Below are 25,187 nucleotides of genomic sequence, written 5' to 3'. Positions count from 1 at the left end.
CCCGGGGTGAGAGGTGAAACCCGGTGGAACGGAGGTTTTACGCTCCCTCACACCGTGGGCATGCCGCTCACGCCGGTTTCGCACGGTCGGCCAGCCGCTTGCGGTATTCGGTGGTGGTCAGGCCCGCGAAGCCCCAGTCGTCGGTGTCGATCTCCTCGATCACGATGTGCGTCCATTCCGGCGGCTTCTTCAGCACCCGTTCGAGCGTTTCCGTGAACTCGGCGATGACCTGGGTTTTCTGTTCGCGCGTGACACCGTCGCGCGTGATCTTCAGATTGACGAAAGGCATGGCGTGCTCCTTACCACTTGCCGGAGCTCATGCCGCCGTCCACGGGCAGCACCACGCCGGTCGTGAAATCCGCGCTCGTGAGGTAGAGCACCGCATCAGCGATCTCGCGCACGGTCGCGATGCGGCCGGCGGGCGCCAGGCCGTTGAGGAAGCCGTGCTGCTCGGGCGTGTACAGCGGCGTGTCCACGATGCCGGGTGCCACCGCATTCACCTTGACGTTGTGCGGTGCGAGTTCGAGCGCCAGCGCGCGCGTCGCGGCATTGATGCCGCCCTTGATCAGCACCGGCAACGCAGCCGGCACCTGCTGGTTCGGCTGCAGCGCGATGCTGGCGGTGATGTTCACGATGTGGCCCTGCCGGCGCGCCACCATGTGCTTCGCTGCGGCCTGCGAGGCATAGACGAAGCCCTTGAGGTTCGTGGCCACCATTTGCTCGAGGTCGTCTTCGGTGTATTCGACGAAGGGCTTCGCGTTGAAGATGCCCGCGTTGTTGATGAGCACGTCGACCTGGCCGAAGCGTTCCACGGCGCGCTCGACCAGTTGCTGCGCAGTGTCGCGGCGGCCGATGTCGCCCGCGACGCCGAGAAGGCGCGCCGGGTTGCCGAGCTGCTTCGCGGCGGCTGCGAGCCGCTCTTCGGTGCGGGCATTCGCGACCACGTTGAAGCCGCGCTCGAGGTACGCCTGCGCAAGGCCCAGGCCGATGCCGCTCGAGGCACCGGTGATGACCACGGTGGGGGATGTGTTGTCCTGCATGTCGGTTCTCCAAGGAAGTTGATGAGGTGGGGAGAACTGTATTGATGACGTGGCAATAGATAAATCACTAGACTCGCACTTCACTTGATACGCGAGGTAATCAATCAATCCATGCAGCGGCAATTCGGCGACATCCTCCTGGGCAGCATCGAGTTGTTCTGCCTTGCTGCGGAGACCGGCGGCTTCACCTCGGCCGCACTTGCTGCCGGTGTGACGCCGGCGGCCGTGAGCCGCTCGATCTCTCGGCTCGAGAAGCGGCTGGGTTTGCGGCTTTTCGTGCGCACCACGCGCAGCGTGCGGCTCACCGACGCGGGCCGCTCCTACTTTGCGCAGTGCCGCCAGGCGCTGGCGCAGCTTGCCGAGGCCGAGCGCGAGGTGATGGGCCAGCAGGCGCTGCCTTCGGGCATGCTGCGCATCAGCGTGCCGACCACCTACGGCCACCACCGCATCCTGCCCTTGCTGCCGGCGTTTCGCGAACGCTTTCCCGACATCCGGCTGCACGTGCACCTGAGCAACCGCAACATCGATTTCGTGGAAGAGGGCTACGACATGGCCGTGCGCGTGCGGGCCCAGCCCGATTCCACGCTGATCGCGCGGCACCTCGAGGATGCGGATCTTGTCGTGGTCGCCACGCGCAAATACCTGAGGAGGGCCGGCACGCCGCGCACGCTGGACGATCTTGCGGCGCACGAGTGCATCCAGTTCGAGCTGCCCAGCAGCGGCCGCCGCATTTCGTGGCTCTTCAAGGAGAACGGCAAGGACCGCGAAGTCTTCGCAGACGGCGCCTACAGCTGCTCCGACGACGTCCTTGGCGGCGTCACGCTCGCGAAAAGCAGCGCCGGGTTGTTCCAGACCTACCGCTTCGTCGTGGAGAAGGAACTGGCCGACGGCTCGCTCGTCGAGGTGCTCAAACCCTTCGCGGGCTGTTCGCGGCCCTACACGCTGCTGTACCCAGACGGACGCCACGTGCCGCTGCGCATGCGGGTGTTCATCGACTTCCTGATGGCGCAGCGCGGCGCGTGACGCCCGCCGGCGTCAGCGGCAGGCGAAGCTCGCCGCCGCCTTCACATCGCCGCCCGTGTAGGCGACCTTTTTCGGATAGGTGCAAAGCGGCCGCGCAAGCGACTTGTCGGCGTTCTGCAGCACCAGGTTGTCGGGTGCAATGCCTTTCTCGACCCAGTCCGTGAGGGCCGAGAACAGCTGGTCGGGCGCCGGCAGCGGCGGGTTGGCCGCGGGGCTCACGCCGGCGAGCCCGTTGACCGAGCCGACGCCTACGCAGTGGCCCATCGCCGGGATTTCGAGATAGCGGTAGAACTTCTGCGTGGCCTCGATGCCGCCCATCGTCTTGGCCACGCGCTCGTAGTAGTTCGCCGTGCCGGAGCTGGCGATCAGCTGGTCGGCCAGGCCGTGATAGGTCAGCAGCTTGGCGCCGCGGTCGCGGAACCTGGCGAGGTCGGGGTTGTCGGCGTTGATGCCCGCGAACGCGGATTGCAGCGCCTTGCCGCGATCGCTGGCATTGGCCAGTTGGGCGTACGACAGGCCCTTCCAGTTGTTCGCGCCGTTGCCGGTTGCGTTCACGAAGTCGGGCGTTGCGATCGTCGGGTCCTGCAGGTTCAGGGCCACCTGGTGCGCCGCGATCGGAAACGGATGGGGCGTGCCCGCCGTGGAGTCCGCCAGCGAGAATCCCGGCGCGCCGGGGCTGTTGAGCGAGGTGCCGCGCGTGAGGCCGTACCAGAGCTGGCCCGGCGCCAGCGTGGCGCCGTAGCCGATGTCGCTCGCGGGAGCGGGCGCGCTGCCGTCGCGCGTCTGGCCGTACCAGATCTTGTTGACGGCCTGTGCCTGCACGGTGCTCAGGCAGGCCGCGGTGGCGTTGGTGCCGCCGCTGCCGATGCACAGCACCGCCTTGTCCTGCACGGGGTCGTACTTGCAGGCGGCCGGGTCGCTGATGAAGCCTTCGTGCTGGCCGGTGAGCGTACTGTCGCAAGCGCTCACCGCGGCGGACGACACCAGCGCGAGCTGCTCGGCCGCGAGCGGCGTGCCGCCCAGGTCGCGCTGCATCACGATCTGCGGATAGAGCTCGGAGGTGATGAAGGTGGTCCAGTTGATGGCGCTGTTGCCCGCCAGGATGCCGTCGAAGTCGCCGGGGTTCACCTGCGCCTGCATGTGGCCCTGGCGGCCGCCGGTGGAGCAGCCGTCCCAATAGGCGTACTGCGCGTCGCGCTGGTAGAAGCCGGATGCGAGCGCCTTGGCCTTCACGGCCATCTCGTGGATGCCGCGGCTCGCGAAGTCGGTCCAGAGCGTGGTGTTGACGGTGCCGTCGGGGTTCATGGCGAACGAGCCGTCCACCGCGGGCACGGGCAATTTCGATGCATGCCCCGCATCGGTCACTGCACTCACCGATCCTTGGCCCGCCGCAATGGCCGCCGCACCGGCACCGCCGATCTGCGTCCTGGAGCTGATGCCCGCATCGCCCACAAAGCCGCCGCCGCCCAGCACGCGCAGGCGGTTGTTCCATTTGGCTGCCGCCGGCAGCCATACCTCGATGCCGATGCCGGGCGAGGTGGACGGCGCATCGGCCGGTCCCGCATGGCCCGGCCCCACGTTGAGCTTGACCATGCACACGTCGCTGGCCGCCACGGTGCCCGATGCCTTGCCGTCGAGGTTCAGGTCATCGCCCTGCTTGAACTGCTTCACCACCGTGACGGTGGTGTTTGCGTCGGGCTTGAAGGCGGTCTTCAGGCTTTCGTCGCATGCGAGCGCGCTCGATGTGCCGGGCGTGGAGGGCGGCGGCACCACGGGAAGGAAAGGCAGCGAAGCGCCCGAAGAGCCGCTGCCGCCGCAGGCCGCGAGCGTTGCAAGAGTGCCGATGCCCAGGCAGGCGGCGGCCAGCCGCGCGGCGATGGCGGTGCGCGATGCGGTGCGCGTGCGGCGTTGAGGACGAGGCATGGCGGGATCTCCGGTTGTTGTATGGAGATCGAATTTGCCCTTCGCCTGCGTTCCGGTCTATCGACAAGCGATCATCGCTTGCGGGATCCATTCACCTCGCACCGGGACTTACCCGAGCCGTGCGCGCGCGGGCGTGGTGCCCACCAGTTGCTTGAACACCTGCGTGAAGTGCGCCTGGCTCGAAAAGCCGACCGTGTGCGCGATCTCGGCCAGCGACAACCGGCCCTCCAGCAGCGTGAGCGCGTGGCGCACGCGCTGCTCCATCACATAGCGGTATGGCGTTGAGCCGGTGCTGGCCCTGAAGAGGCGCGTGAAGTGCACCGCGCTCATGTTCAGCTCGGCCGCGAGTTCGTCGATGCCGAAGTCTTCGCCCAGGTGCTGCATCACCCAGTCGTACACCCTGCGCAGGTCCGCCTGCGAGAGCCGCCCCGGCGCGCGCTTCGCGTTGCGCGCGCCGCCGTAGCGGCTTTGCAGATAGCTCACCAATGCCATGGACAGGCCCTGCGCATGCATGCGGCCCGACGTGCAGCCGCGCTCGACCTCGTCGCGCATGGCAATGGCGAGCGAGGTCAGCGTGGCGTCGGTGGTCGAGAGATGCGTCTGCAGGTGCAGCTCGCCATCGCTCTCGGGCATCAGGCTGCGCAGGGTTTCGGGGCGGATCTCCAGTGCAATCACTTCGTCGCACTGGCCGGACCACGTCACGCGGTCGACCTCGTAGCCCTGGTCGAAGATACACACGCTGCCGGGCCGGCTCTCGACGTGGCTGGTGCGGCGCCCCGTGGTCATTGCGGACTTCACATGGCCGCGCATGCAAAAGGCGAGCAGCGGATGGGGGTTGTAGCAGGCCGGGTTTTCGCCGTCGCCGTGCATCGCGCGCACTTCCAGCGCAAAGCCCTGCCATGGCGTGGCGGCCGCGTTCATTAGCATCCTGCCGTCGAACCGCACGGGCTTGCCCGAAAGATCGAGGAGGCTGATCTCGCGTGCCATCGCCATGCGCTCCTTCTACATCCCGCTCTACACGCCCAGCAAGTCTTCGAGCGCCTTCGGCTCGGACAGCAGGTCGGCCGACGCGCCATGCCGCACGATCTGGCCCTTTTCCATCACCACCGCCAGATCGGTGTGCGCAAGCACCTTGCGGTAGTCGCGGTCCACGATCAGCGTGGCGATGCCGGTCGCGCGGATCTCGCTGATCACGCGCCAGATCTCGGCCACGATCAGCGGCGCGAGGCCCTCGGTGGCCTCGTCGAGGATCAGCAGGCGCGGGTTGGTCATGAGCGCGCGGCCGATCGAGAGCATCTGCTGCTCGCCGCCCGAGAGCTGCTGGCCGCCGTGCGAGAGCCGCTCGGCCAGCCGCGGAAAGGTGGCCATCACGCGGTCGAAGGTCCAGGCGCGCCGGCCGTCGATGCCCGCGCGCTCGCTCATCACGAGGTTCTCGCGCACCGAGAGATTCGGAAAGATGCCGCGGCCTTCGGGCACGTAGCCGATGCCCAGGCGCGCCATCTTCTCGGGCGGCCAGCCGGTGACGGTGCGGCCATCGACCTGCACCTCGCCCGAAGCGGGTCGCACATAGCCCATGACCGTGCGGATCAGCGTGGTCTTGCCCATGCCGTTGCGCCCGAGCAGGCCGACCGAGGTGGCGGCCGGAATGCCGGCATGCACGCCGCGCAGGATGTGGCTGTTGCCGTAGTAGGTGTTGAGATCGCGGACGACGAGCATGTCAGTGGTCTTCTCCGAGGTAGGCGGTACGCACTTCGGGGTTCTCTCGGATCGACCGAGGGTCGCCGGTCGCGATGACCGTGCCGTTCACCATCACCGTGATGCGGTCGGCAATGCGGAACACCGCATCCATGTCGTGCTCCACCAGCAGGATCGCGTGCGTGGCCTTCAGCCGCGCGAGCAGCGTGAGCATGCGGTCGGTTTCCTCGGCGCCCATGCCCGCGAGCGGCTCGTCGAGCAGCAGCACGCGGGGCCTGGTGGCAAGGCACATCGCCACTTCGAGCTGGCGCTGCGCGCCGTGGCTCAGCGTGCCGGCGATGCGCAGCGCTTCGTTCGACAGGCCCGCGGCCTCGAGCGCCGCGTCGGCCGCCGCATTGCTGGCCGCGCAGCGCCCGGACGACTGCCACACCGTCCAGGGCCGCGCCGTGGCGGCCTGCGCCGCGAGGCGGCAGTTCTCGTGCACGCTGAACTCCGGGAAGATGGTGGTGCGCTGGTAGCTGCGGCCCACGCCCGCGCGCGCGCGGCGCCACTGCGCGCGCCGCGTGATGTCGACGCCGTCGAGCGCGATGCGGCCTTCGGAGGCTTCGATCTCGCCCGAGAGCATGTTGATGAGCGTCGACTTGCCCGCGCCGTTGGTGCCGATCACCGCATGGACTTCGCCGACGTGCAGGTCGAGCGTGATGGCATTGACGGCTGTGAGGCCGCCGAAGCGGCGGGTGAGGCCTTCGACGGAAAGCAGTGCGGTCATGGTGTTGCTCCTTCCCCTTCCGGGGGAAGGTGGGGATGGGGGCTCGCGGCCTTCGAGGCTGCGCGGCGTTGGAGGCCGCGTGCCCCCACCCCGGCCCTCCCCCGGGAGGGGAGGGAGAAAGAGGGAATGCAGGGGCCGGTCATGCAGCCCCCTTCGGCGACAGCCGCTTCGCCAGGCCGATCAGCCCCTTGGGCAGCCACGCCACGAACACGATGATCGCGATGCCCAGCGTCAGCTGCCAGTGGTCCGCGAGCGGCCCCATCACGGCGTGCGTCGAGAAGATTTCCTTCAGCAGCGTGAACGCGATGGCGCCGATGACAGCGCCGCGCAGATGGCCGAGGCCGCCGAGGATCACCATCAGCAGCACCTCGCCCGAGTTGTGCCAGGCCATCAGCTCGGGGTTGACCACGCCGTCGCGCGAGGCCAGCAGAAAGCCCGCGAGCCCGGCCAGCGCGCCCGCCAGCACGAAGGCCGCGAGCTTGTAGCCGTACACCGGAAAGCCCGCCGCGCGCATGCGCTGCTCGTTCACGCGGATGCCCGCGAGCGCCGCGCCGAAGCGCGAGCGCCGCACCAGCGCCAAAAGGCCGTAGGTGAACACCAGCGATGCGAGCACGATGTAGAACAGCACCATGCGGTTCTCCATGTCGAGCTTGCCGATGGCCGGCCGCACGTACATGTAGATGCCGTCGCTGCCGCCGCCCACCTTGGTGTCGTGGAACACGAAAAAAGCCATCTGCGCGAAGGCCAGCGTCACCATGATGAAGTACACGCCGCGCGTGCGCAGGCTCAGCGCGCCCACGAACAATGCGTAGAGCGCCGCCGCGCCCATGGCCAGCGGCAGCAGCAGCGCGAGGTTGCCGCCCTCGCTGCCCGAGGCCAGCACCGTGACGTAGGCGCCGATGCCGTAGAACGCCGCGTGGCCCAGGCTCACGAGCCCCGTCATGCCGACCAGCAGTTCGAGGCTCAGCGCGAAGATCGACAGGATCATCACCTTGACGACGAAGTCCGAGACGTAGTTGCCCATGAGCGGGCCGAGCACGCCGATGGCAATGGCGCAGGCCACCGGCACGAGGAACGCGCCGCGCCGCATGGAAGAAGTGTGGACCTGCATCATGGCCGCCTCCCCATCAGCCCTTCGGGCCTCCAGATCAGCACGATGGCCATCAGGAGGTAGATGCCGATGCCGCTCAGGTCCGCGAAGAACACCTTGCCGAAGGTGTCGACGAAGCCCACCAGCAGCGAGGCCACGAGCGCGCCCGTGATCGAGCCGATGCCGCCGATCACCACCAGCACGAAGCAGATGATGAGCACGCTCGCACCCATGTTGGGATAGACCGAGGACATCGGCGCCGCGATCATCCCGGCCAGCGCCGCGAGCGCCACGCCGGCCGCGAACACGATGCGGTAGAGCCTCTTCACGTCGATGCCCAGGCCCCGCACCATGTCGCGGTTGCTCGCGCCGGCGCGGATCATCATGCCCAGCCGCGTGCGGTTGACCACCCAGTACAGCGCCACCGCCAGCACGATGCAGGCGGCCGAAGCGAAGAGCCGGTACCACGGATAGCTCATGACGTTGCCGAGCGCGAAGCTGCCGTCGAGCCAGGCCGGCACCTTCACGCCGTGCACGTCGTTGCCCACGAGAATCGAGCGCAGCTCCTCGAACACCAGGATGAGCCCGTAGGTCATCAGCACCTGCTGCAGGTGGTCGCGCTGGTAGAGGTAGCTGAAGAAGGCCCATTCGAGCAGGTAGCCGAAGATCGCCGCCAGCACCACGCCGGCCACCAGCATCAGCAAGAACTGGTCGCCGAACAGCGGCGAGAGCGCGAACGCCATGTACGCGCCGATCATGTAGAAGCTGCCGTGCGCAAGGTTGATCACGCCCATGATCCCGAAGATCAGCGTGAGCCCCGAGGCCACCAGGAACAGAAGAAGTCCGTACTGAACCGAGTTCAGGCACTGGACAAGGAAGGTGCCGAAATCCACGTTAGGTCATCCCGGTAGCGGCTTGAAGAAAGAGCGTGGCGCGCAGCGCCCGCGATGTTCGTGAGACACCGCGGATCCGGCTTTGCCGGTCCGCCGGTGTCGCCCCCTCGAGGGGGGAGTCGAGCTACACGAAGTGAGCGAGGGACGGGGGTGGGTCACATCCTGCAGCCGCGGGCCGGGTCCGTGAGGCCCTTGATCGCGATGCTCACCAGCTTGTTCTCCTTGCCTTCCACCTTGCGCAGGTAGATGTCCTGCACCGGGTTGTGCGACTTGCTCATGGTGAACGTGCCGCGCGGGCTGTCGATCTTCGCCTTCTCGATGGCGGCCGTGAATTCGGCCTTCTTGCCGATGTCGCCCTTGGTGGCGGCCAGGCCCACGCCCAGCATCTGCGCCGCGTCGTAGCCCTGCACGGCATACACGTCGGGCTGCAGCTTGAAGGCCTTGGCGTAGCCGACCCGGAAGGCGTTGTCGCGCGCCGTGTTGAGGCCGTCGGCATAGTGCAGCGTGGTCAGCATGCCTTGCGCGGCCTCGCCCTGCGCATCCAAGGTGCCGTCGGTCAGGAAGCCCGGGCCGTAGAGCGGAATGGTCTTGTTCAGGCCCGCGGCCTGGTAGTCCTTGACGAACTTCACCGCGCCGCCACCTGCGAAGAAGGCATACACCGCATCGGGCTTGGCCGCCGCGATCTCGGTCAGGAGCGCCTGGAACTCGACGTTGGGAAACGGCAGCGTGAGCTGCTTGTCGACCTTGCCGCCGTTCTTCTCGAAGCCTTCCTTGAAGCCGTTGACCGACTCGTCGCCCGCCGCGTACTTCCAGGTGATGGTCATCGCCTTCTTCTTGCCCTGCTGCTTGGCCGCCACTTCGCCCATCGCGAAGGCCGGCTGCCAGTTGCTGAACGAACTGCGGAAGATGTTGGGTGCGCACATCGGGCCTGTGACCGCGTCGGCGCCCGCGTTCGGCACGATCAGCACGGTGCCGCTTTCCTTGGCGGCCTTGGCCATGGCCATGGCCACGCCCGAGTGCACGGTGCCGACGATCACGTCGACGTTGTCGCGCTTGATGAGCTTGTTGACGTTGTCGGTGGCCTTGGCCGGGTCGGACTCGTCGTCGACCTTGAAGTATTCGATCTCGCGGCCCGCGAGCTTGCCGCCGTGCTCGTCGACATAGAGCTTGAAGCCGTTCTCGATGGCCACGCCCAGCGCGGTGTAGGTGCCGCTGTAGGGCAGCATCAGGCCGACCTTGAGCTTGGCCGAACCCTGCGCGCCGGCGGCGCTGGCCAGGGCGGCGAAGGCGATGGCTGTGAGGGCCAGGCGGGCAGTGCGAACCGGGGTGAATGGGGTCATGGTGTTTGTCTCCTGTTTTTGGTAATGAAAGAAGTGGCCGCGACGATGACACGATCCGGCTGATCGCGATGCGGGGAATGCCCGCATTCCGGGATTTCGAGCAGCTCGCATCCCCCGACGCGCGCCGCGATGCCGTGGATCTGCGCGAGCGTGCCGTACTCGTCGCCCGTGCCCTGGATGGCGAGGACGGGGCAGCGGATGGTGTCGAGTTCGGCCTCGATGTTCCATTCGCGGAAGGGCGGGTGCAGCCAGATGCGGTTCCAGCCCCAGAAGGCCGAGTCGGCGCTGTCGTGGTAGCGGCCGAGCTTTGCCGGCAGGTCGGTCGAGAGGTACGCGGTGCGGGCCTGTTCGATGTTCGCGACGGTCACGTCTTCCACGAAGATGTGCGGCGCGAGCACGATCAGGCCGCTGACGCGGTCCGCAAAGCGCGAGGCATACAGCAGCGAGATCGAGCCGCCGTCGCTGTGGCCGAAGAGCCAGGGCTTTTCATCGTCGAGCTTCAGTGCGGTGAAGAGGGCGGGCAGCACCTCGTGTGCCTGGCGGTGCATGAAGTCGACGTCCCAGATCTCGTCGTCGGCGCGCGGCGTCGAGCGGCCGTAGCCGGGGCGCGAGAACACGAGGCCGCGGGCGTTGGCGGCGTTGCAGACTTGCGCGGGGAAGTCCTTCCACATCGCGATGGAGCCGAGGCCTTCGTGCAGGAAGACGATGAGCGGGGCATCGGTGCGCTCGGGGGCGATCCATTGGCATTCGATGTGCACGGGGCGGCCGCGCCAGTTGATGGTGGCGAAGTCGGGAGTCATGGCTGTTGCTCCCTCTCCCTCTGGGAGAGGGCGGGGGTGAGGGCCAGCGGCGCTGGCGAAGGCGGTGCTTTTGCGAAGGCCGAAGCCCTCACCCTAGCCCTCTCCCGGAGGGAGAGGGAACAACGCGGGAACCTCATGCTCATGCCTGCCTCTCCCGCTCCCGCAGCCTGAACCGCTGGATCTTCCCCGTCGCCGTCTTCGGCAGCTCCTGCACGAACTCCAGGAAGCGCGGGTACTTGTACGGCGCGAGCCTTTCCTTCACGAAGGCCTTCAGCTCCTCGTCGCTGACCGACTGGCCGTCCTTCAGCACGACAAAGGCCTTGGTCTTGGTCAGCCCGTCCGCGTCTTCCTTGCCGATCACCGCGGCCTCGAGCACCGCGGGGTGCTGCATCAGCGTGGCTTCCACCTCGAAGGGCGACACATAGATGCCGCTGACCTTGAGCATGTCGTCGCTGCGCCCGGCATAGGTGTAGTAGCCGTCGGCGTCGCGCGTGTACTTGTCGCCGCTCTTGGTCCAGCCGCCCTGGAAGGTCTCGCGCGACTTCTCGCGGTTGCACCAGTACATGAGCGCCGCGCTCGGGCCGCGGATGTAGAGGTCGCCCACTTCGCCATCGGGCACCGGGCGGCCGTCCTCGCCGCGCAGCTCGACCTCGTAGCCTTCCACCGGCCGGCCCGTGGTGCCGTAGCGCACGTCGCCGGGGCGGTTGGAGATGAAGATGTGCAGCATCTCGGTGGAGCCGATGCCGTCGATGATCTCGCAGCCGAAGTGCGCCTTGAAGCGCTGCGCGATCTCGCCGGGCAATGCCTCGCCGGCGGAAGAACACATGCGCAGGGCCACGGCTTCGCGCGCCGGCAGCTTCGGCGAGGCGAGCATGCCCGCGAAGCCGGTGGGCGCGCCGAAGAAGACCGTGGGTTTGTGCTCCACCCAGCGGCGGAAGGTGGCGTCGGGCGTGGGGCGCTCGGCCATCAGCACCACCGTGGCCCCGACCGACAGCGGAAAGGTCAGCGCATTGCCCAGCCCGTACGCGAAGTACATCTTGGCGGCCGAGAAGCACACGTCGTTCTCGGTCAGCCCGAGTATCGGCTTGCCGTAGAGCTCGGCCGTCCACCACAGGTTGGCGTGCGTGTGGACCGTGCCCTTGGGCTTGCCGGTGGAGCCGGAGGAATACAGCCAGAAGCCGGGATCGTCGGAGGCCGTGGGCGCGGGCGCCGCCATCGGCGCGGCGGCGGCCAGCGCGGCTTCGAATTCCTGCGCGCCTTCGGGCAGCGCGCCCGTGGGCTGCGAGACGATCAGCGTGTGCACTTCGTGCGGGCCGAGCGCCATCGCCTCCTGCAGCGTGGGCAGCAGCGCGCCCGACACCAGCGCGGCCTGTGCGCGGCTGTGGTCGAGCATGTAGGCGTAGTCCGCGGGCGTGAGCAGCGTGTTGACGGCGACGGGGACCACGCCGGCATAGAGGCAGCCGAGAAAGCTCACGGGCCAGTCGCTGCTGTCGAGCATCAGCAGCAGCACGCGCTCTTCGCGCCGCACGCCGGCGGCCTTGAGCGCGGCGGCCAGGCGGCGCGCGCGGTCCTCGAGCTGGCCGTAGGCGAGCGTGCCGCGGTCGTCGATGTAGGCGGTGCGCTCGGCGCGGCCGCGGTTCAGCGCGAACAGGTGCTCGGCGAAATTGAATCGGTGGGGCAGGGTCATGGTTGTCTCCTTCGGCCGGGTTCTTTTTCTAGAGGCCCAGTGCGGCCAGCACGCCGGGGCTCGCCTGCACGGCGCTGCGGCGATGGTAGAAGTCCAGCGCGCGCAGGCCGCCGAGCTCGGCGCCGCCGCCCGCGCGGCCCGGGCCGCCGTGCAGCGACATCGGCATCACGTTGCCGTGGCCGGTGTGGGCTTGCGCCACCTCGGGCGTGATCACGTGCACGCGGCCGTGGCTCGGCGCCACCGCGAGCGCGGCCTGCGCCAGCGCGGCGTCGTCGCTGCCGTAGAGCGAAGTCACGAGCGAACCCTGGCCGCGATGCGCCAGCGCGATGCCGTGCGCCAAGTCGCGGTAGGGCAGCAGCGTGGCGACGGGCCCGAACACTTCCACGTCGTGCACGCGCTGCGCCGCATCGGCGTCGCGCGCACCCAGCAGCACGGGGCCGATGCAGGCGGCCACCGACGGTTCGGCATCGATCAGCGGCGTGTTGCGGCCGTCATACAGCACGGTGGCCTGCGCAGAGAGCGCTTCCAGGCCCTCGCTCACTGCGTTCATCTGCGCCCGGCTCACGAGCGAACCCATGCGCACGCTCTCGTTGCGCGGATTGCCCACCGTCACACCTTTGAGCTTCGCGCCGATGGCCTGGGCCGCGGCGTCGTAGAGCTCGGCCGGCACCAGGATGCGGCGTATCGCGGTGCATTTCTGGCCAGCCTTGACCGTCATCTCGCGCACCACTTCGCGCACCAGCAGGTTGAAGGCCTCGCTGCCGGCCGCGGCGCCGGGCAGCAGCAGGGCGCTGTTGAGGCTGTCGGCCTCGATGTTCACGCGCACCGAGCGCTGGGCCACGGCCGGGTGCGAGCGGATCACCGCCGCGGTTTCGGCCGAGCCGGTGAACGAGACCACGTCGAAGGGCTGCAGCGCATCCATCAGGCCCGCCGAGCTGCCGCAGACGACCGAGAGCGCGCCCGCGGGCAGCACGCCCGCATCGACCACGTCCTTGACCATGCGCTGCGTGAGCCAGGCGGTGGCCGTGGCGGGCTTCACGATCACCGGCACGCCCGAGAGCAGCGCCGGCGCGGCCTTTTCCCACAGCCCCCATGACGGGAAGTTGAAGGCGTTGATGAACAGCGCCACGCCGTGCGTCGGCAGCTGCAGGTGCTGCGACTGGAACACCGGTTCCTTGCCGAGCTTCACGGCCTCGCCATCGCGCAGCGCGCGCACGTCGCCGAGCGCATCGCCCCACTTCGCGTACTGGCCCAGCGTGAAGATCGCGCCGTCGATGTCGACGGCCGAGTCGTTCTTCACCGTGCCGGAGTTCGCGGTGGCGATCTCGTAGTAGGCATCGCGGTTCGCCTGCAGCACCTTCACGATGGCGCCGAGCAGCCCGGCACGCTGGCGATAGGTGAGGGCGCGCAGCGCGTGGCCGCCCTCATCGCGCGCAAAGGCAAAGGCGGCGGGCAGGTCCAGGCCGGTGGCGTCGACGCGCACGAGCTCGGTGCCCAGCACCGGGTCGAAGAGCGGCGTGCCGGCGCCCGATCCGCCTTGCCAGCGGCCGGCGACGTAGTTGGGGAGGAGTTCGGTCATGGGGTGAACTTGATCTGCCCTTCAGGCAGGAGATAGAGAACGAGGGCGCGGCCGTTCGCCACGGTCGGGCGGTGCGCGGTGCCGGGACCGTAGACGCACCAGCCTGCGGGCCGGCCGTCGAAGGTGGCGCCGGGGCTGCCTTCGAGCGGCATGATCAGGTCGATCTCGCCGTTCGGATGGGTGTGGTGCGGCCCCGCGATGTCCTGCATGTCGACCACGTCGACCGAGAAGCGCTGCAGCGCGTCCTCCGCCTTGAACACGCGGCCGTAGCGGATGCCGCCGCCCTCGCGCTCGCACAGCCAGCCCTCGGCCACGCCGCCGATGCAGGCCTGGCGCAGCGCCTCGAAGCGCGCGCTGCCCGCGCCATGGGTGGCGTTGAGCCACTGGTCGAGCTGTGCGTCGAGCGGCCGGCCGGCAATTTCGGCGGCCAGGCCGGCGATCAACTGGTGAAATGCTTCCTTGCTGGACATGGGCGGGCTTCCTTTTTGGAGGCTGGCTGGCAGGGTGAATGGCGCAGCGAACTTTCGGACTACCTTGCAGGATTGGTGCGCGTGCAGTATCTTGCTTGTGGCCGAACGATAAGCATCGACTCCATGGGTGTCAAGCAATATAGTGCATCTATGGTGTTTACCCTGAGCGCGCACAATCCCGGCCAAGAACGAGGACATGCATGAACGAGCACGTAGACGCGGTGCTGGCCCCCGCGCCCGAAGAAGGCCAGCGCGCCGGCAACCCCGCGGCACCGGCCGGGGAGGCCAAGAATCCATTGCTGGCGGCATTGGGCGAGCGCGTGCGCAACCTGCGCGCGCAGCGCGGCCTCACGCGCAAGGCGGTGGCCATTGCGGCCGACGTGTCGGAGCGGCATCTGGCCAATCTCGAATACGGCATCGGCAATGCGTCGATCCTGGTGCTGCAGCAGGTGGCCGGCGCGCTGCACTGCTCGCTGGCCGAGCTGGTCGGCGACGTGACCACCAGCTCGCCCGAGTGGCTGCTGATCCGCGAGCTGCTAGAGAACCGCAGCGAGGCCGACCTGCGCCGCGTGCGCGTGGCCGTGGGTGAGCTGCTGGGCACGGCCTCGGTCGATCCGGCGCGCCACCGCCGCATTGCGCTCGTGGGCCTGCGCGGCGCGGGCAAGTCGACGCTCGGGCAGATGCTGGCCGACGACCTCGACGTGCCCTTCGTGGAACTGAGCCGCGACATCGAGAAGCTCGCAGGCTGCAGCGTGCGCGAGATCCACGACCTCTACGGCACCAACGCCTACCGCCGCTACGAGCGCCGCGCGCTCGAGGAAGCCATCCAGATCTACGGCGAGGTGGTCATCGCCACGCCGGGCGGCATCGTCTCGGACCCCGCCACCTTCAACGAGCTGCTCGCGCACTGCACCACCGTGTGGCTGCAGGCCGCGCCCGAGGAGCACATGGGCCGCGTGGCCGCGCAGGGCGACACCCGCCCCATGGCCGCCAGCAAGGAAGCCATGGAAGACCTGCGCCGCATCCTGAACGGCCGCGCCGCCTTCTATTCGAAGGCCGATCTCTCGGTGGACACCAGCGGCAAGACGCTGGCGCAGAGCTTCCAGGCGCTGCGCACGGTGGCCCGCCAGGCGATCGGCACCGGCGCCTGAACTGAAGTTTTGAAAAAAAGCGCTTCAGGCATTGACTTGCCTGTTCGCATGCAGCATGATGCATGTCATCGACGCCAGAAGTTGCATTATTCTTCCGGTTTCGCATCTGCCCCCACAGGAGACTTCCGTATGACCGAGACCACGACCCTTCAGGCGCCTCTGCGCGTCGACTACCGCATCGAACCCGCGCAATACAGGCACTGGAAGCTCAGCTTCGAAGGCCCGGTGGCGCGCCTGGTGCTCGACATCGCGGAAGACGGCGGCATCCGCCCCGGCTACAAGCTCAAGCTCAACAGCTACGACCTGGGCGTGGACATCGAACTGAACGACGCGCTCAACCGCGTGCGCTTCGAGCACCCTGAAGTGCGCAGCGTGATCGTCACCAGCGGCAAGGACCGCATCTTCTGCTCGGGCGCCAACATCTTCATGCTGGGCGTGTCGAGCCATGCCTGGAAGGTGAACTTCTGCAAGTTCACCAACGAGACGCGCAACGGCATCGAGGATTCGTCGAAGCATTCGGGCCTGAAGTTCATCGCGGCCGTGAACGGCGCCTGCGCCGGCGGCGGCTACGAGCTGGCGCTGGCCTGCGACGAGATCCTGCTGGTGGACGACCGCTCTTCCTCGGTCTCGCTGCCCGAGGTGCCGCTGCTCGGCGTGCTGCCCGGCACCGGCGGCCTGACCCGCGTGACCGACAAGCGCCATGTGCGCCATGACCTCGCCGACATCTTCTGCACCAGCGTCGAAGGCGTGCGCGGCCAGCGCGCGGTCGACTGGCGCCTGGTCGATGCCGTGGCCAAGCCCGCGCAGTTTGCCGCCGCCGTGCAGGAGCGTGCCGCGCAGCTGGCCGCCGCGAGCGACCGCCCGGCCAGCGGCAAGGGCGTGGCGCTGACCCGGCTCGAGCGCACCGACAGCGCCGACGGCATCGCCTATTCGAACGTCGACGTGAAGATCGACCGCAGCAAGCGCACCGCCACGATCACCGTCAAGGCACCCACCGGCACGCAGCCGGCCGACATTGCCGCCATCGAGGCTGCGGGCGCCGCCTGGTGGCCGCTGGCCGTGTGCCGCGAGCTCGACGACGCCATCCTCAACCTGCGCACCAACGAGCTCGACATCGGCACCTGGCTGCTCAAGACCGAAGGCGACGCGGCCGCCGTGCTCGCATCGGACGCCCTGATGCTGGCCCACAAGGACCACTGGCTGGTGCGCGAGACCATCGGCGCGCTGCGCCGCACGCTGGCGCGGCTGGACGTGTCGTCGCGCAGCCTGTTCGCGCTGGTCGAAGCCGGCTCGTGCTTTGCCGGCACGCTGGCCGAGCTGGCCTTTGCGGCCGACCGCAGCTACATGCTCGCGCTGCCCGACGATGCCGCGCGCGCACCGAAGCTCGTGCTCAACGAATTCAACTTCGGCTTCTTCCCGATGGTGAACGACCAGAGCCGCCTGCAGCGCCGCTTCTACGAAGAGGCCGCGCCGCTGGACGCCGCCCGCGCCGCGGCCGGCAAGCCGCTCGATGCCGACGAAGCACTGAAGCTCGGCCTCGTCACCGCCGCGCCCGACGACATCGACTGGGACGACGAGATCCGCATCGCCGTCGAGGAGCGCGCCGCCATGTCGCCCGATGCGCTCACCGGCCTCGAAGCCAACCTGCGCTTCGCCAGCAAAGAGAACATGGCCACCCGCATCTTCGGCCGGCTCACCGCCTGGCAGAACTGGATCTTCAACCGCCCCAACGCCGTCGGCGAAAAGGGCGCGCTCAAGGTCTACGGCACCGGCCAGAAAGCCGGCTTCGACTTGAACCGCGTCTGAATGAAGAAGAACCCCCAGTCCGCACAACCCAAGGAACAGCGATGAGCACGATCAACTACAGCGAGAAGATCCCCAACAACGTCAACCTCGGCGAAGACCGCACGCTGCAGCGCGCGCTCGAAGGCTGGCAGCCCAACTTCATCAACTGGTGGGACGACGTGGGCCCCGAGGGCTCGACCAACCACGAGGTCTACCTGCGCACGGCCGTGAGCGTCGACCCGCAGGGCTGGGCCCAGTTCGGCCACGTGAAGATGCGCGACTACCGCTGGGGCATCTTCCTGAACCCGGGCGATGCCAACCGCGAGATCCACTTCGGCGACCACAAGGGCGAGAAGGCCTGGCAGGACGTGCCCGGCGAACACCGCGCCAACCTGCGCCGCATCATCGTGACGCAGGGCGACACCGAGCCCGCATCGGTCGAGCAGCAGCGCCACCTGGGCCTGACCGCGCCGAGCATGTACGACCTGCGCAACCTGTTCCAGATCAACGTGGAAGAGGGCCGCCACCTGTGGGCCATGGTCTACCTGCTGCACAAGCACTTCGGCCGCGACGGCCGCGAGGAAGCCGAGGCGCTCTTGCAGCGCACCTCGGGCGACCAGGACAACCCGCGCATCCTGGGTGCCTTCAACGAGAAGACGCCCGACTGGCTCGCGTTCTTCATGTTCACCTACTTCACCGACCGCGACGGCAAGTTCCAGCTGGCCGCGCTGGCCGAGAGCGCCTTCGATCCGCTCGCGCGCACCACCAAGTTCATGCTGACCGAGGAAGCGCACCACATGTTCGTGGGCGAGAGCGGCGTCTCGCGCGTGCTGGCGCGCACCGCGCAGGTCATGAACGAACTCAAGACCGACGACGCGCAGAAGGTGCGCGCGGCCGGCGCCATCGACCTTGGCACCATCCAGCGCTACCTGAACTTCCACTACAGCGTGACGATCGACCTGTTCGGCGCCGACCAGTCGAGCAACGCCGCCATCTTCTACAGCTCGGGCCTGAAGGGCCGCTACGAGGAAGGCAAGCGCGGCGACGACCACGTGCTCAAGGGCCAGACCTACAAGGTGCTCGAGGTCAAGGACGGCCAACTCGTCGAAAAGGACGTGCCGATGCTCAACGCACTCAACGAAGTGCTGCGCGACGACTTCATCAAGGACTCGGTGGCCGGCGTCGGCCGCTGGAACAAGGTGCTCGAGAAGGCCGGCATCCCCACGCGCCTGACCGTGCCGCACAAGGCCTTCAACCGCCAGATCGGCGCGCTCGCCGGCATCAAGATGTCGCCCGAGGGCCGCGTGGTGAACGAGGTCGAATGGGCCGCCAAGCGCAATGAATGGCTGCCGAGCGCCGAAGACTTCGCTTTCGTGGCATCGTTGATGGGCCGCGTGGTCGAGCCCGGCAAGTTCGCAGGCTGGATCTCGCCGCCGGTGATGGGCATCAACCGCCAGCCGGTGGATTTCGAGTACGTGCGTTTCGGTTGATTGGTATTGGTATTGCTCCTTCCCCTCCCGGGGGAAGGCTGGGATGGGGGCCAGCAGCGCGACCACGACAAGCGCCGCAAGCCCCCACCCAACCCTCCCCCGAAAGGGGAGGGCTCTAGGAGAACAACATGGACATGGCCGTTGAAGCCGGGGTCATCAAGCAGCACCTGATCGACCCCGAGATCTGCATCCGCTGCAACACCTGCGAGGCCACCTGCCCCGTCAACGCGATCACGCACGACGACAACAACTACGTCGTGCGCGCCGACATCTGCAATGGCTGCATGGCCTGCATCTCGCCGTGCCCCACGGGCTCGATCGACAACTGGCGCACCATGCCGCTGGTGCGTGCCTACACGATCGAGGAACAGCTCAGCTGGGAATCGCTGCCCGCGGAGCTCACGCCCGAGGAGCTCGAGGCCGCGGGCGTTTCCGCCTCCGAGGCCGGCGATGAAGCCGCGCCGGCTGCCGCGCCCGCATCGAGCCAGACCGCCGTCGACGCCATCGAGCCGGTCTTCAACTCGGCCCAGTACGGCGCCACCGTGCCGCCCTGGTCGGCCGCGCACGCCTACACCAACCTCTTTGCGCCGAAGTCGCCGACCACGGCCACCGTGGTGGGCAACTTCAACTGCACCGAGGCGGGCTTCGACAGCGAGACCCACCACATCGTGCTCGACTTCGGCGTGGTGCCGTTCCCGGTGCTCGAAGGCCAGTCGATCGGCATCGTGCCGCCGGGCGTCGATGCCATCGGCAAACGCCACCATGCGCGCCAGTACTCGGTTGCGAGCCCGCGCAACGGCGAGCGGCCCGGCTACAACAACGTGTCGCTCACCGTGAAGCGCGTGACCGAAGACCACCAGGGCGACCCGGTGCGCGGCGTGTGCTCCAACTACGTCTGCGACCTGAAGGTCGGCGACACGGTGCAGGTGGTGGGGCCCTTCGGTTCCTCGTTCCTGATGCCGAACCATCCCAGGTCGCACATCGTGATGATCTGCACCGGCACCGGCAGCGCGCCGATGCGCGCCATGACCGAATGGCGCCGGCGCCTGCGCAAGAGCGGCAAGTTCGAAGGCGGCAAGCTCATGCTGTTCTTCGGCGCGCGCACGCAGCAGGAGCTGCCGTACTTCGGGCCGCTGCAGTCGCTGCCCAAGGACTTCATCGACATCAACCTCGCGTTCTCGCGCACGCCGGGCCAACCCAGGCGCTACGTGCAGGACCTGATGCGCGAACGCGCCGCCGACCTGGCCGCGTTGCTGAAGGACGGTGCGAGCCACTTCTACGTATGCGGGCTCAAGAGCATGGAAGAGGGCGTGGTGCTTGCCTTGCGCGACGTGGCGAAGGAAGCGGGCCTGGACTGGGACACCGTGGGTGCCGCATTGAAGCGCGAAGGCCGCCTGCACCTCGAAACCTATTAAGCTGCGGCGAATGAAGTTCGCCGACTTCCACCCCGGCCAGGTCATCGAGGCCGGACCCTATGTCGTGTCCGAAGCGGAGCTCATCGGCTTTGCGCAGGCCTACGACCCGCAGTGGTTCCACACCGACGCCGTCGCCGCGGCGGACAGCGCCTTCGGCGGGCTGATCGCGAGCGGCTGGCACACCTGCTCGATCGCGATGCGGCTCGTGGTCGATGCCGCGCTCAGGGGCTCGGAATCTTTTGCCTCGCCGGGGCTCGAGCATGTGCGCTGGCCGCATCCGGTGCGGCCCGGCGATGCCTTGCGGCTGGTGGCCGACGTCATCGAGGCGCGGCGCTCCGAAAAGCGGCCCACGCTCGGCATCCTGCGCTGGCGCTGGCGGCTCTTCAACCAGCGCGAGCTGATGGTGCTCGACGTGGAAGTGACCAGCCTGTTCAGGCTGGAAGCAAGCCATTGAAAAAGCCCGCGGCGCAGGCGCACCGCGGGCTTCTTTCCCTGAGCGAAGTGCTTATTTCTTGACGTCGACCGCGCCGGATCCCTTGGCCTTGCCGCTGGCCTTGGCGCCCACGGCCGGTGCCTTCAGCGCGCCGCCGGCCGAGCCTGCGGCACCGGTCACGCCGCCCACCGTGTCACCGACGACATTGGTCGCGCCGGTCACGTTGCCGGCCGCGCCAGTCGCGGCATTGGTGGCACCGCCCACGGCGCTGGTCGCACCGCCGACTGCGTTGGTGGCACCGCCGACCGCACCCGTCGCGCCGCCGACCACGCCGCCCAGGGTGTTGCCCAGCCCGCCTGCGGCCTTGCCGGGGACTTCGACCGGCTGCACGCCGGCATTCGTGGCGGCACTGCCGCCGGCACTTCCCTCGGTGCGTGCACCGGCGCCCGCGGCGCCTTGGCGTTGGGGCGCGGTCGCGCTGCCCGATGTGTTGACGTCGGCATTCACGCCCACGCCAACGCCTACGCTCTGTGCCTGTGCGAAGCCGCTCATGGCAAGAAGGCCTGCGAGCAAGGCGCCGACGAAAAGGGATTTGTGTTGTTGCTGCTTCATAGGTGACTTTTCCTTTCGTTGAATGGTCCCTGAACCGGCTTTGGGCCAGTTCGGTCGCTACCGTGACCACCTGCGCACATGTCGCCGTGTGCGAGGTGGCCCCCGGCGCGTGTGGGACGCCTCCGTCGTCCGGAATGGGGGGTCGTGCGTTAGGCGGCGCGCCCCTCCCCGGGGGAAGGCAACCGCAATGCCCGCAGGGTCAAATGCAGCCCTCTCGAGCGCTTCCGATTTCACGCAACTAATAATGTTGCATGAAACGAGACAGCAAGCTTTCAGGTGTTCTCCACGCACTGCTGCACATGGCCGAGATGGAGGGGCCCGTCACCTCCGAATCGCTGGCCATGGCCATGCAGACCCATCCCGTCGTGGTGCGCCGGGTCATGGCAGGCCTGCGCGAGGCGGGCTTCGTGAGTTCGGCCAAGGGCCATGGCGGCGGCTGGGTGCTGTCGTGCCCGCTCGATGCCGTGACGCTCGGCGACATCCACCAGGCGGTGGGATCTCCGGCGCTGCTGGCCATGGGCAACCGCACCGAGAGCCCGGGCTGCATCGTCGAGCAGGCCGTGAATGCGGCGCTCGACGGCGCCTGCCGCGAGGCCGAGGCCCTGCTGCTCGAGCGTTTCAACAGCATCACGCTGGCCGATCTTTCCAGGGATTTTCATCGCCGCATGACGGGCGGCGGCTTTACTCGCAAGGACATCGAACATGCACTATGACGCTCTGGTCGTGGGCGGCAGCTTTGCCGGCCTTTCCGCTGCCCTGCAGCTTGCGCGCGCGCGAAAAACGGTCTGCATCGTCGATGCGGGCGCGCCGCGCAACCGCTTCGCCGCGGCCTCGCACGGCTTCTTCGGGCAGGACGGCACGCCGCCGCTGAAGATGATTGCCGATGCGCGCGCCAAGGTGCTCGCGTATCCGAATGCCAGCTTCGTCGAGGGCCGCGTTGCCGAGGCGCGGGCCGACGGCGCGGGCGGGTTCGCTGTTTCGCTCGAAGGCGGCGGCGCGCCGCTGACGGCCAGCCGGATCGTGCTCGCCTTCGGCGTCGAGGACGGCTTTCCTGAGATCGAGGGCGTGCGCGAACGCTGGGGCCGAAGCGTGCTGCACTGCCCGTACTGCCACGGCTATGAAGTCAGCGGCCGGCGCCTGGGCATCCTGATCGAGCGGCCGCATGCGCCCGAGCATGCGATCCTGTTCGCCGAATGGGGATCGGCCACGCTGTTCCTCAACGGCAACAACACGGTGGACGACGAGACGCGCGCGAGGCTGCAGGCGCGCGGCGTGGCGATCGAGCCGGGCCGCATCGCGGCGCTCGAGGGGCCGTCGCCTACCGAGCTCTCGGGCGTCCGATTCGCGGACGGCCGGCGCGTGTCGCTCGATGCGATGTTCCTCGTGCCGCGCACGCGGCTGTCGAGCCCGCTGGCCGAGCAGCTCGGATGCGCGATCGACGAGGGCGGCTTCGGCCCGCTGATCCGCACCGACGCCATGAAGATGACCACGGTGCCCGGCGTGTTCGCGGCCGGGGATGCGGCCATGATGTTCCACAACGCCACGATGGCTTCGGCCGATGGCGTGATGGCCGGCATTTCGCTGCACCGTGCCTCGGTGTTCGGCCACTGAGCGAAGAGCCGAAGAAAGCCTGAAAAAACCAGGCTATAATCTGCGGCTCGAAATGCGGGAATAGCTCAGTTGGTAGAGCGCAACCTTGCCAAGGTTGAGGTCGAGAGTTCGAGACTCTTTTCCCGCTCCACATTTCATGCAAAAGGCCACCTCACCGGTGGCCTTTTCTTTTGGCGCGCCGGATGGATGCCTTCAGCCCTTGGCGGGCAGCACCGTCCCGCGGCTTTCGCCGAAGCCGATGCGCGCATGGCCCGGCTTCTCGCACCAGCCGCGCAGCAGCACCGCATCGCCGTCTTCCAGGAAGCCGCGCTGCTCGCCGTTGGCCAGCGTGACCGGGTCTTGCGCGGCGCGCGTCAGCTCGATGATCGCGCCGGCCTCGCCCGGCCCCGGTCCCGAGATGGTGCCGCTGCCGAACAGGTCGCCCGGGTTCAGGCTGCAGCCGCCCACCGTGTGGTGCGCCACCATCTGTGCCACGCTCCAGTACTGGTGCCTGAAGCTGGTGCGCGACAGGCGCGAAGGCCCGCTCCCCTCGTTGCGCGCCCTCTCGCTTTCGAGCCAGACCTCCAGCCGGATGTCGATCGCGCCACTTTCGCGGTTGCCGCCGCTTTCGAGGTAGGCCAGCGGCTGGGGCTCGTTTGCGGGCCGCGTCCAGGCCTGGCGGTAGGGCGCGAGCGCCTCCATCGTCACGATCCACGGCGAGATGGTGGTCGCGAAATTCTTCGCAAGGAAGGGACCGAGCGGCGCCATCTCCCAGAACTGGATGTCGCGCGCCGACCAGTCGTTGAGCAGGCAGATGCCGAAGATGTGCTCTTCCGCGCGTTCGAGCGGAATCGGTTCGCCGGCCGCATTGCCTTCGCCGATCCAGATGCCAAGCTCGAGCTCGTAGTCGAGCCGCGCGCAGGCGTGGAAGGTGGGCGCCTTGGCGCCCGGCGCCATGGTCTGCCCCATCGGGCGGTGAAAGCGCTGGCCGCTGATGCCGATGGTCGACACGCGCCCGTGGTAGGCCGTCGGAATCCAGCGGAAGTTGGGCGTCACGTCGCCTTCGGGGTTCATCAGGCGGCTGATGTTCAGCGCATGGTCGATGGAGGTGTAGAAGTCGGTGTAGTCGCCGATGCGCGCGGGCAAGGTGTATTCGACCTCGGCCTGCGGCACCAGGCATTCGCGCATGGCCTTCACCGTGGCGGCCGGTGTGTCGTCGCGCAGCAAGGCGAACACCGCGTGGCGCAGCGCACGCCAGGCGGTGCCGCCGAGCGCGAAGAAATCGTTGAGCGTGGGCAGCGCGGCAGCCCGGGCCGCGTCGAGCGCGAGTCCGTCGAGCAGCTGGCGCGCGGAGAGCGCGGCCATGTCGAGCACCTGGTCGCCAATGGCCACGCCGCCGCGAAAGGGCTGCGGGCTGCCGGTGCGGCGGAACACCGCGTAGGGCAGGTTCTGGATCGGAAAGTCGGTGCCTTCCGTGTTGGCAGCGGCGACCCAGCTCCTGGCGTTGGCGTCGTGCGTGTGGTTGAGCGCGGCATTCATGGCCCTGGCCTCCCGCGTTTCAGGCCGACGCCATCAGCGCATCGTCGAAGATCGCCACCGCGCGCGTCCAGCCGGCCGATGCGCCGCGGATCTTGTGCGGAAAGCAGCTGATGAAAAAGCCCGTGGGCGGCAGCGCCTCGAGGTTGTGCAGCTTCTCGATGTGGCAGTAGCCGATGTCGCGGCCGGCCTTGTGGCCTTCCCAGATCAGCGAGGCGTCGTGCGTCTCGCCGTACTTCCTGGCGGTGTGCACGAAAGGCGCGTCCCAGCTCCAGGCGTCGGTGCCCGTGAGGCGCACGCCGCGCTCCAGCAAATACATGGTGGCCTCGTAGCCCATGCCCGCGCCGGCCGAGACGTAGTCGTTGTGGCCGTAGCGCGAGCCCGCGCGCGTGTTCACCACCACGATCTCCAGCGGGCTCAGCGTGTGGCCGATGCGCTGGAGCTCGGCCTCGACGTCGCCGGCCGTGACCACGTAGCCATCGCCAAAGTGGCGGAAGTCGAGCTTCACGCCGGGCTGGAAGCACCATTCGAGCGGCACCTCGTGGATCGCGATGGCGGGCTTCTTCTCGCCCAGCGCCTTGTCCATGGTCGAGTGGAAGTGATAGGGCGCATCGAGGTGCGTGCCGTTGTGCGTCGACAGCTGCACCAGCTCCACGGCCCAGCCTTCGCCGTCGGGCAGGTCTTCTTTCTTGAGGCCCGGAAAGAAGGGCTCGATCTGCTCGTAGGTCTGCTCGTGCGTGAAGTACTGGATCTTGGGCGCGAAGGCCGGCGGATCGGACAGCACATCGTTTTCGAGAAAGATCGAAAGGTCGACGAATTTGCGTGGCATGGCGGGGCTCCTTGTGGAATGGGGGTGTGAGGGAGGG

At 68.1% G+C, this 25,187-nt stretch carries 24 protein-coding genes and 1 tRNA gene; 9 read left to right on the top strand and 16 right to left on the bottom strand.

The window, feature by feature from the left end:
- Nucleotides 1-67: 67 nt before the first annotated feature.
- Entirely contained in the window at nucleotides 68-289 is a 222-nt protein-coding gene (locus VPA02S_RS11890; RefSeq protein WP_012745243.1) for a tautomerase family protein, read from the bottom strand.
- A 10-nt stretch (nucleotides 290-299) separates the two neighbouring features.
- Nucleotides 300-1,040: an SDR family NAD(P)-dependent oxidoreductase gene (locus VPA02S_RS11885; protein WP_012745244.1), complete on the bottom strand. Its 741-nt coding sequence runs from the start codon at nucleotides 1,038-1,040 to the stop codon at nucleotides 300-302.
- A gap of 111 nt (nucleotides 1,041-1,151) precedes the next feature.
- Between VPA02S_RS11885 and VPA02S_RS11880 the strand changes: the two genes are divergently transcribed.
- Nucleotides 1,152-2,063 carry a LysR family transcriptional regulator gene (locus VPA02S_RS11880; RefSeq protein ID WP_012745245.1) on the top strand — a complete coding sequence of 304 codons (912 nt, stop codon included), beginning with the start codon at nucleotides 1,152-1,154 and terminating at the stop codon, nucleotides 2,061-2,063.
- Between the two features lie 12 nt (nucleotides 2,064-2,075).
- On the opposite strand, the gene VPA02S_RS11875 is transcribed toward VPA02S_RS11880, so the two are convergent.
- The 11 genes from VPA02S_RS11875 to VPA02S_RS11825 all read right to left on the bottom strand — a co-directional run bounded on the left by VPA02S_RS11875 (nucleotide 2,076) and on the right by VPA02S_RS11825 (nucleotide 14,309).
- Nucleotides 2,076-3,986, bottom strand: a complete 1,911-nt coding sequence (locus tag VPA02S_RS11875) for a tannase/feruloyl esterase family alpha/beta hydrolase (RefSeq protein WP_012745246.1) — start codon at nucleotides 3,984-3,986, stop codon at nucleotides 2,076-2,078.
- Nucleotides 3,987-4,094: 108 nt separating this feature from the next.
- Nucleotides 4,095-4,973, bottom strand: a complete 879-nt coding sequence (locus VPA02S_RS11870; RefSeq protein WP_012745247.1) for a helix-turn-helix domain-containing protein — start codon at nucleotides 4,971-4,973, stop codon at nucleotides 4,095-4,097.
- Nucleotides 4,974-5,000: 27 nt separating this feature from the next.
- Nucleotides 5,001-5,702, bottom strand: a complete 702-nt coding sequence (locus VPA02S_RS11865; RefSeq protein ID WP_012745248.1) for an ABC transporter ATP-binding protein — start codon at nucleotides 5,700-5,702, stop codon at nucleotides 5,001-5,003.
- 1 nt (nucleotide 5,703) lies between these two features.
- Nucleotides 5,704-6,450 (bottom strand): ABC transporter ATP-binding protein, encoded by a 747-nt coding sequence (locus tag VPA02S_RS11860; protein ID WP_012745249.1) that lies wholly within the window; start codon nucleotides 6,448-6,450, stop codon nucleotides 5,704-5,706.
- 139 nt (nucleotides 6,451-6,589) lie between these two features.
- A complete protein-coding gene (locus VPA02S_RS11855) occupies nucleotides 6,590-7,564 on the bottom strand; it encodes a branched-chain amino acid ABC transporter permease (RefSeq protein WP_012745250.1) in 975 nt (324 codons plus the stop codon).
- A complete protein-coding gene (locus tag VPA02S_RS11850; RefSeq protein ID WP_012745251.1) occupies nucleotides 7,561-8,433 on the bottom strand; it encodes a branched-chain amino acid ABC transporter permease in 873 nt (290 codons plus the stop codon). The genes VPA02S_RS11855 and VPA02S_RS11850 overlap by 4 nt, the downstream gene beginning before the upstream one ends.
- Before the next feature lie 155 nt (nucleotides 8,434-8,588).
- Nucleotides 8,589-9,773: an ABC transporter substrate-binding protein gene (locus VPA02S_RS11845; RefSeq protein ID WP_012745252.1), complete on the bottom strand. Its 1,185-nt coding sequence runs from the start codon at nucleotides 9,771-9,773 to the stop codon at nucleotides 8,589-8,591.
- On the bottom strand, nucleotides 9,770-10,573 hold the full coding sequence (locus VPA02S_RS11840) for an alpha/beta fold hydrolase (protein WP_012745253.1): 804 nt from the start codon (nucleotides 10,571-10,573) through the stop codon (nucleotides 9,770-9,772). Before VPA02S_RS11840 ends, VPA02S_RS11845 begins: the two co-directional genes overlap by 4 nt.
- Before the next feature lie 139 nt (nucleotides 10,574-10,712).
- Nucleotides 10,713-12,260, bottom strand: coding sequence for a benzoate-CoA ligase family protein (locus VPA02S_RS11835; protein WP_012745254.1), 1,548 nt, complete (start codon nucleotides 12,258-12,260; stop codon nucleotides 10,713-10,715).
- Between the two features lie 28 nt (nucleotides 12,261-12,288).
- The gene (locus tag VPA02S_RS11830; protein WP_012745255.1) at nucleotides 12,289-13,839 is read right to left on the bottom strand and encodes a 3,4-dehydroadipyl-CoA semialdehyde dehydrogenase; all 1,551 of its coding nucleotides are present in this window, start codon (nucleotides 13,837-13,839) and stop codon (nucleotides 12,289-12,291) included.
- Nucleotides 13,836-14,309: a 4-hydroxylaminobenzoate lyase gene (locus VPA02S_RS11825; RefSeq protein WP_012745256.1), complete on the bottom strand. Its 474-nt coding sequence runs from the start codon at nucleotides 14,307-14,309 to the stop codon at nucleotides 13,836-13,838. The genes VPA02S_RS11830 and VPA02S_RS11825 overlap by 4 nt, the downstream gene beginning before the upstream one ends.
- Nucleotides 14,310-14,509: 200 nt before the next feature.
- Here VPA02S_RS11825 and VPA02S_RS11820 point away from each other — a divergent pair, with 200 nt between their 5' ends.
- The 5 genes from VPA02S_RS11820 to VPA02S_RS11800 all read left to right on the top strand — a co-directional run bounded on the left by VPA02S_RS11820 (nucleotide 14,510) and on the right by VPA02S_RS11800 (nucleotide 20,604).
- Nucleotides 14,510-15,460, top strand: coding sequence for a helix-turn-helix transcriptional regulator (locus VPA02S_RS11820; protein WP_012745257.1), 951 nt, complete (start codon nucleotides 14,510-14,512; stop codon nucleotides 15,458-15,460).
- Nucleotides 15,461-15,589: 129 nt separating this feature from the next.
- Nucleotides 15,590-17,266, top strand: a complete 1,677-nt coding sequence (gene boxC, locus VPA02S_RS11815; protein WP_012745258.1) for a 2,3-epoxybenzoyl-CoA dihydrolase — start codon at nucleotides 15,590-15,592, stop codon at nucleotides 17,264-17,266.
- 41 nt (nucleotides 17,267-17,307) lie between these two features.
- Nucleotides 17,308-18,735, top strand: a complete 1,428-nt coding sequence (gene boxB / locus VPA02S_RS11810; RefSeq protein WP_012745259.1) for a benzoyl-CoA 2,3-epoxidase subunit BoxB — start codon at nucleotides 17,308-17,310, stop codon at nucleotides 18,733-18,735.
- A gap of 128 nt (nucleotides 18,736-18,863) precedes the next feature.
- Complete coding sequence (gene boxA / locus VPA02S_RS11805) at nucleotides 18,864-20,150, top strand: benzoyl-CoA 2,3-epoxidase subunit BoxA (RefSeq protein WP_012745260.1); 1,287 nt, start codon at nucleotides 18,864-18,866, stop codon at nucleotides 20,148-20,150.
- Nucleotides 20,151-20,160: 10 nt separating this feature from the next.
- Entirely contained in the window at nucleotides 20,161-20,604 is a 444-nt protein-coding gene (locus tag VPA02S_RS11800) for a MaoC family dehydratase (protein ID WP_012745261.1), read from the top strand.
- Between the two features lie 51 nt (nucleotides 20,605-20,655).
- Here VPA02S_RS11800 and VPA02S_RS11795 read toward each other — a convergent pair whose 3' ends face one another.
- Nucleotides 20,656-21,195: a hypothetical protein gene (locus VPA02S_RS11795; RefSeq protein ID WP_012745262.1), complete on the bottom strand. Its 540-nt coding sequence runs from the start codon at nucleotides 21,193-21,195 to the stop codon at nucleotides 20,656-20,658.
- 251 nt (nucleotides 21,196-21,446) lie between these two features.
- On the opposite strand from VPA02S_RS11795, the gene VPA02S_RS11790 reads away from it, so the two are divergent.
- The 3 genes from VPA02S_RS11790 (at nucleotide 21,447) to VPA02S_RS11780 (ending at nucleotide 22,936) form a co-directional block, all read left to right on the top strand.
- Nucleotides 21,447-21,908 carry an RrF2 family transcriptional regulator gene (locus VPA02S_RS11790; RefSeq protein WP_012745263.1) on the top strand — a complete coding sequence of 154 codons (462 nt, stop codon included), beginning with the start codon at nucleotides 21,447-21,449 and terminating at the stop codon, nucleotides 21,906-21,908.
- The gene (locus VPA02S_RS11785) at nucleotides 21,898-22,806 is read left to right on the top strand and encodes an NAD(P)/FAD-dependent oxidoreductase (RefSeq protein ID WP_012745264.1); all 909 of its coding nucleotides are present in this window, start codon (nucleotides 21,898-21,900) and stop codon (nucleotides 22,804-22,806) included. The genes VPA02S_RS11790 and VPA02S_RS11785 overlap by 11 nt, the downstream gene beginning before the upstream one ends.
- 54 nt (nucleotides 22,807-22,860) lie before the next feature.
- Nucleotides 22,861-22,936: transfer RNA gene (locus VPA02S_RS11780), tRNA-Gly, on the top strand.
- Nucleotides 22,937-22,998: 62 nt separating this feature from the next.
- On the opposite strand, the gene fahA is transcribed toward VPA02S_RS11780, so the two are convergent.
- Together fahA and VPA02S_RS11770 are read right to left on the bottom strand one after the other, a co-directional pair.
- A complete protein-coding gene (fahA, locus tag VPA02S_RS11775) occupies nucleotides 22,999-24,324 on the bottom strand; it encodes a fumarylacetoacetase (protein WP_062363852.1) in 1,326 nt (441 codons plus the stop codon).
- 19 nt (nucleotides 24,325-24,343) lie between these two features.
- Nucleotides 24,344-25,150: a cyclase family protein gene (locus VPA02S_RS11770; protein ID WP_062363850.1), complete on the bottom strand. Its 807-nt coding sequence runs from the start codon at nucleotides 25,148-25,150 to the stop codon at nucleotides 24,344-24,346.
- Nucleotides 25,151-25,187: the final 37 nt, after the last annotated feature.

Origin of the sequence: Variovorax paradoxus NBRC 15149, from assembly GCF_001591365.1 — a bacterium.
Lineage (GTDB): Bacteria > Pseudomonadota > Gammaproteobacteria > Burkholderiales > Burkholderiaceae_C > Variovorax > Variovorax paradoxus.
The sequence above is the reverse complement of the archived record's forward strand: the minus strand, read 5'-3'. Positions and strand labels throughout refer to the sequence as shown.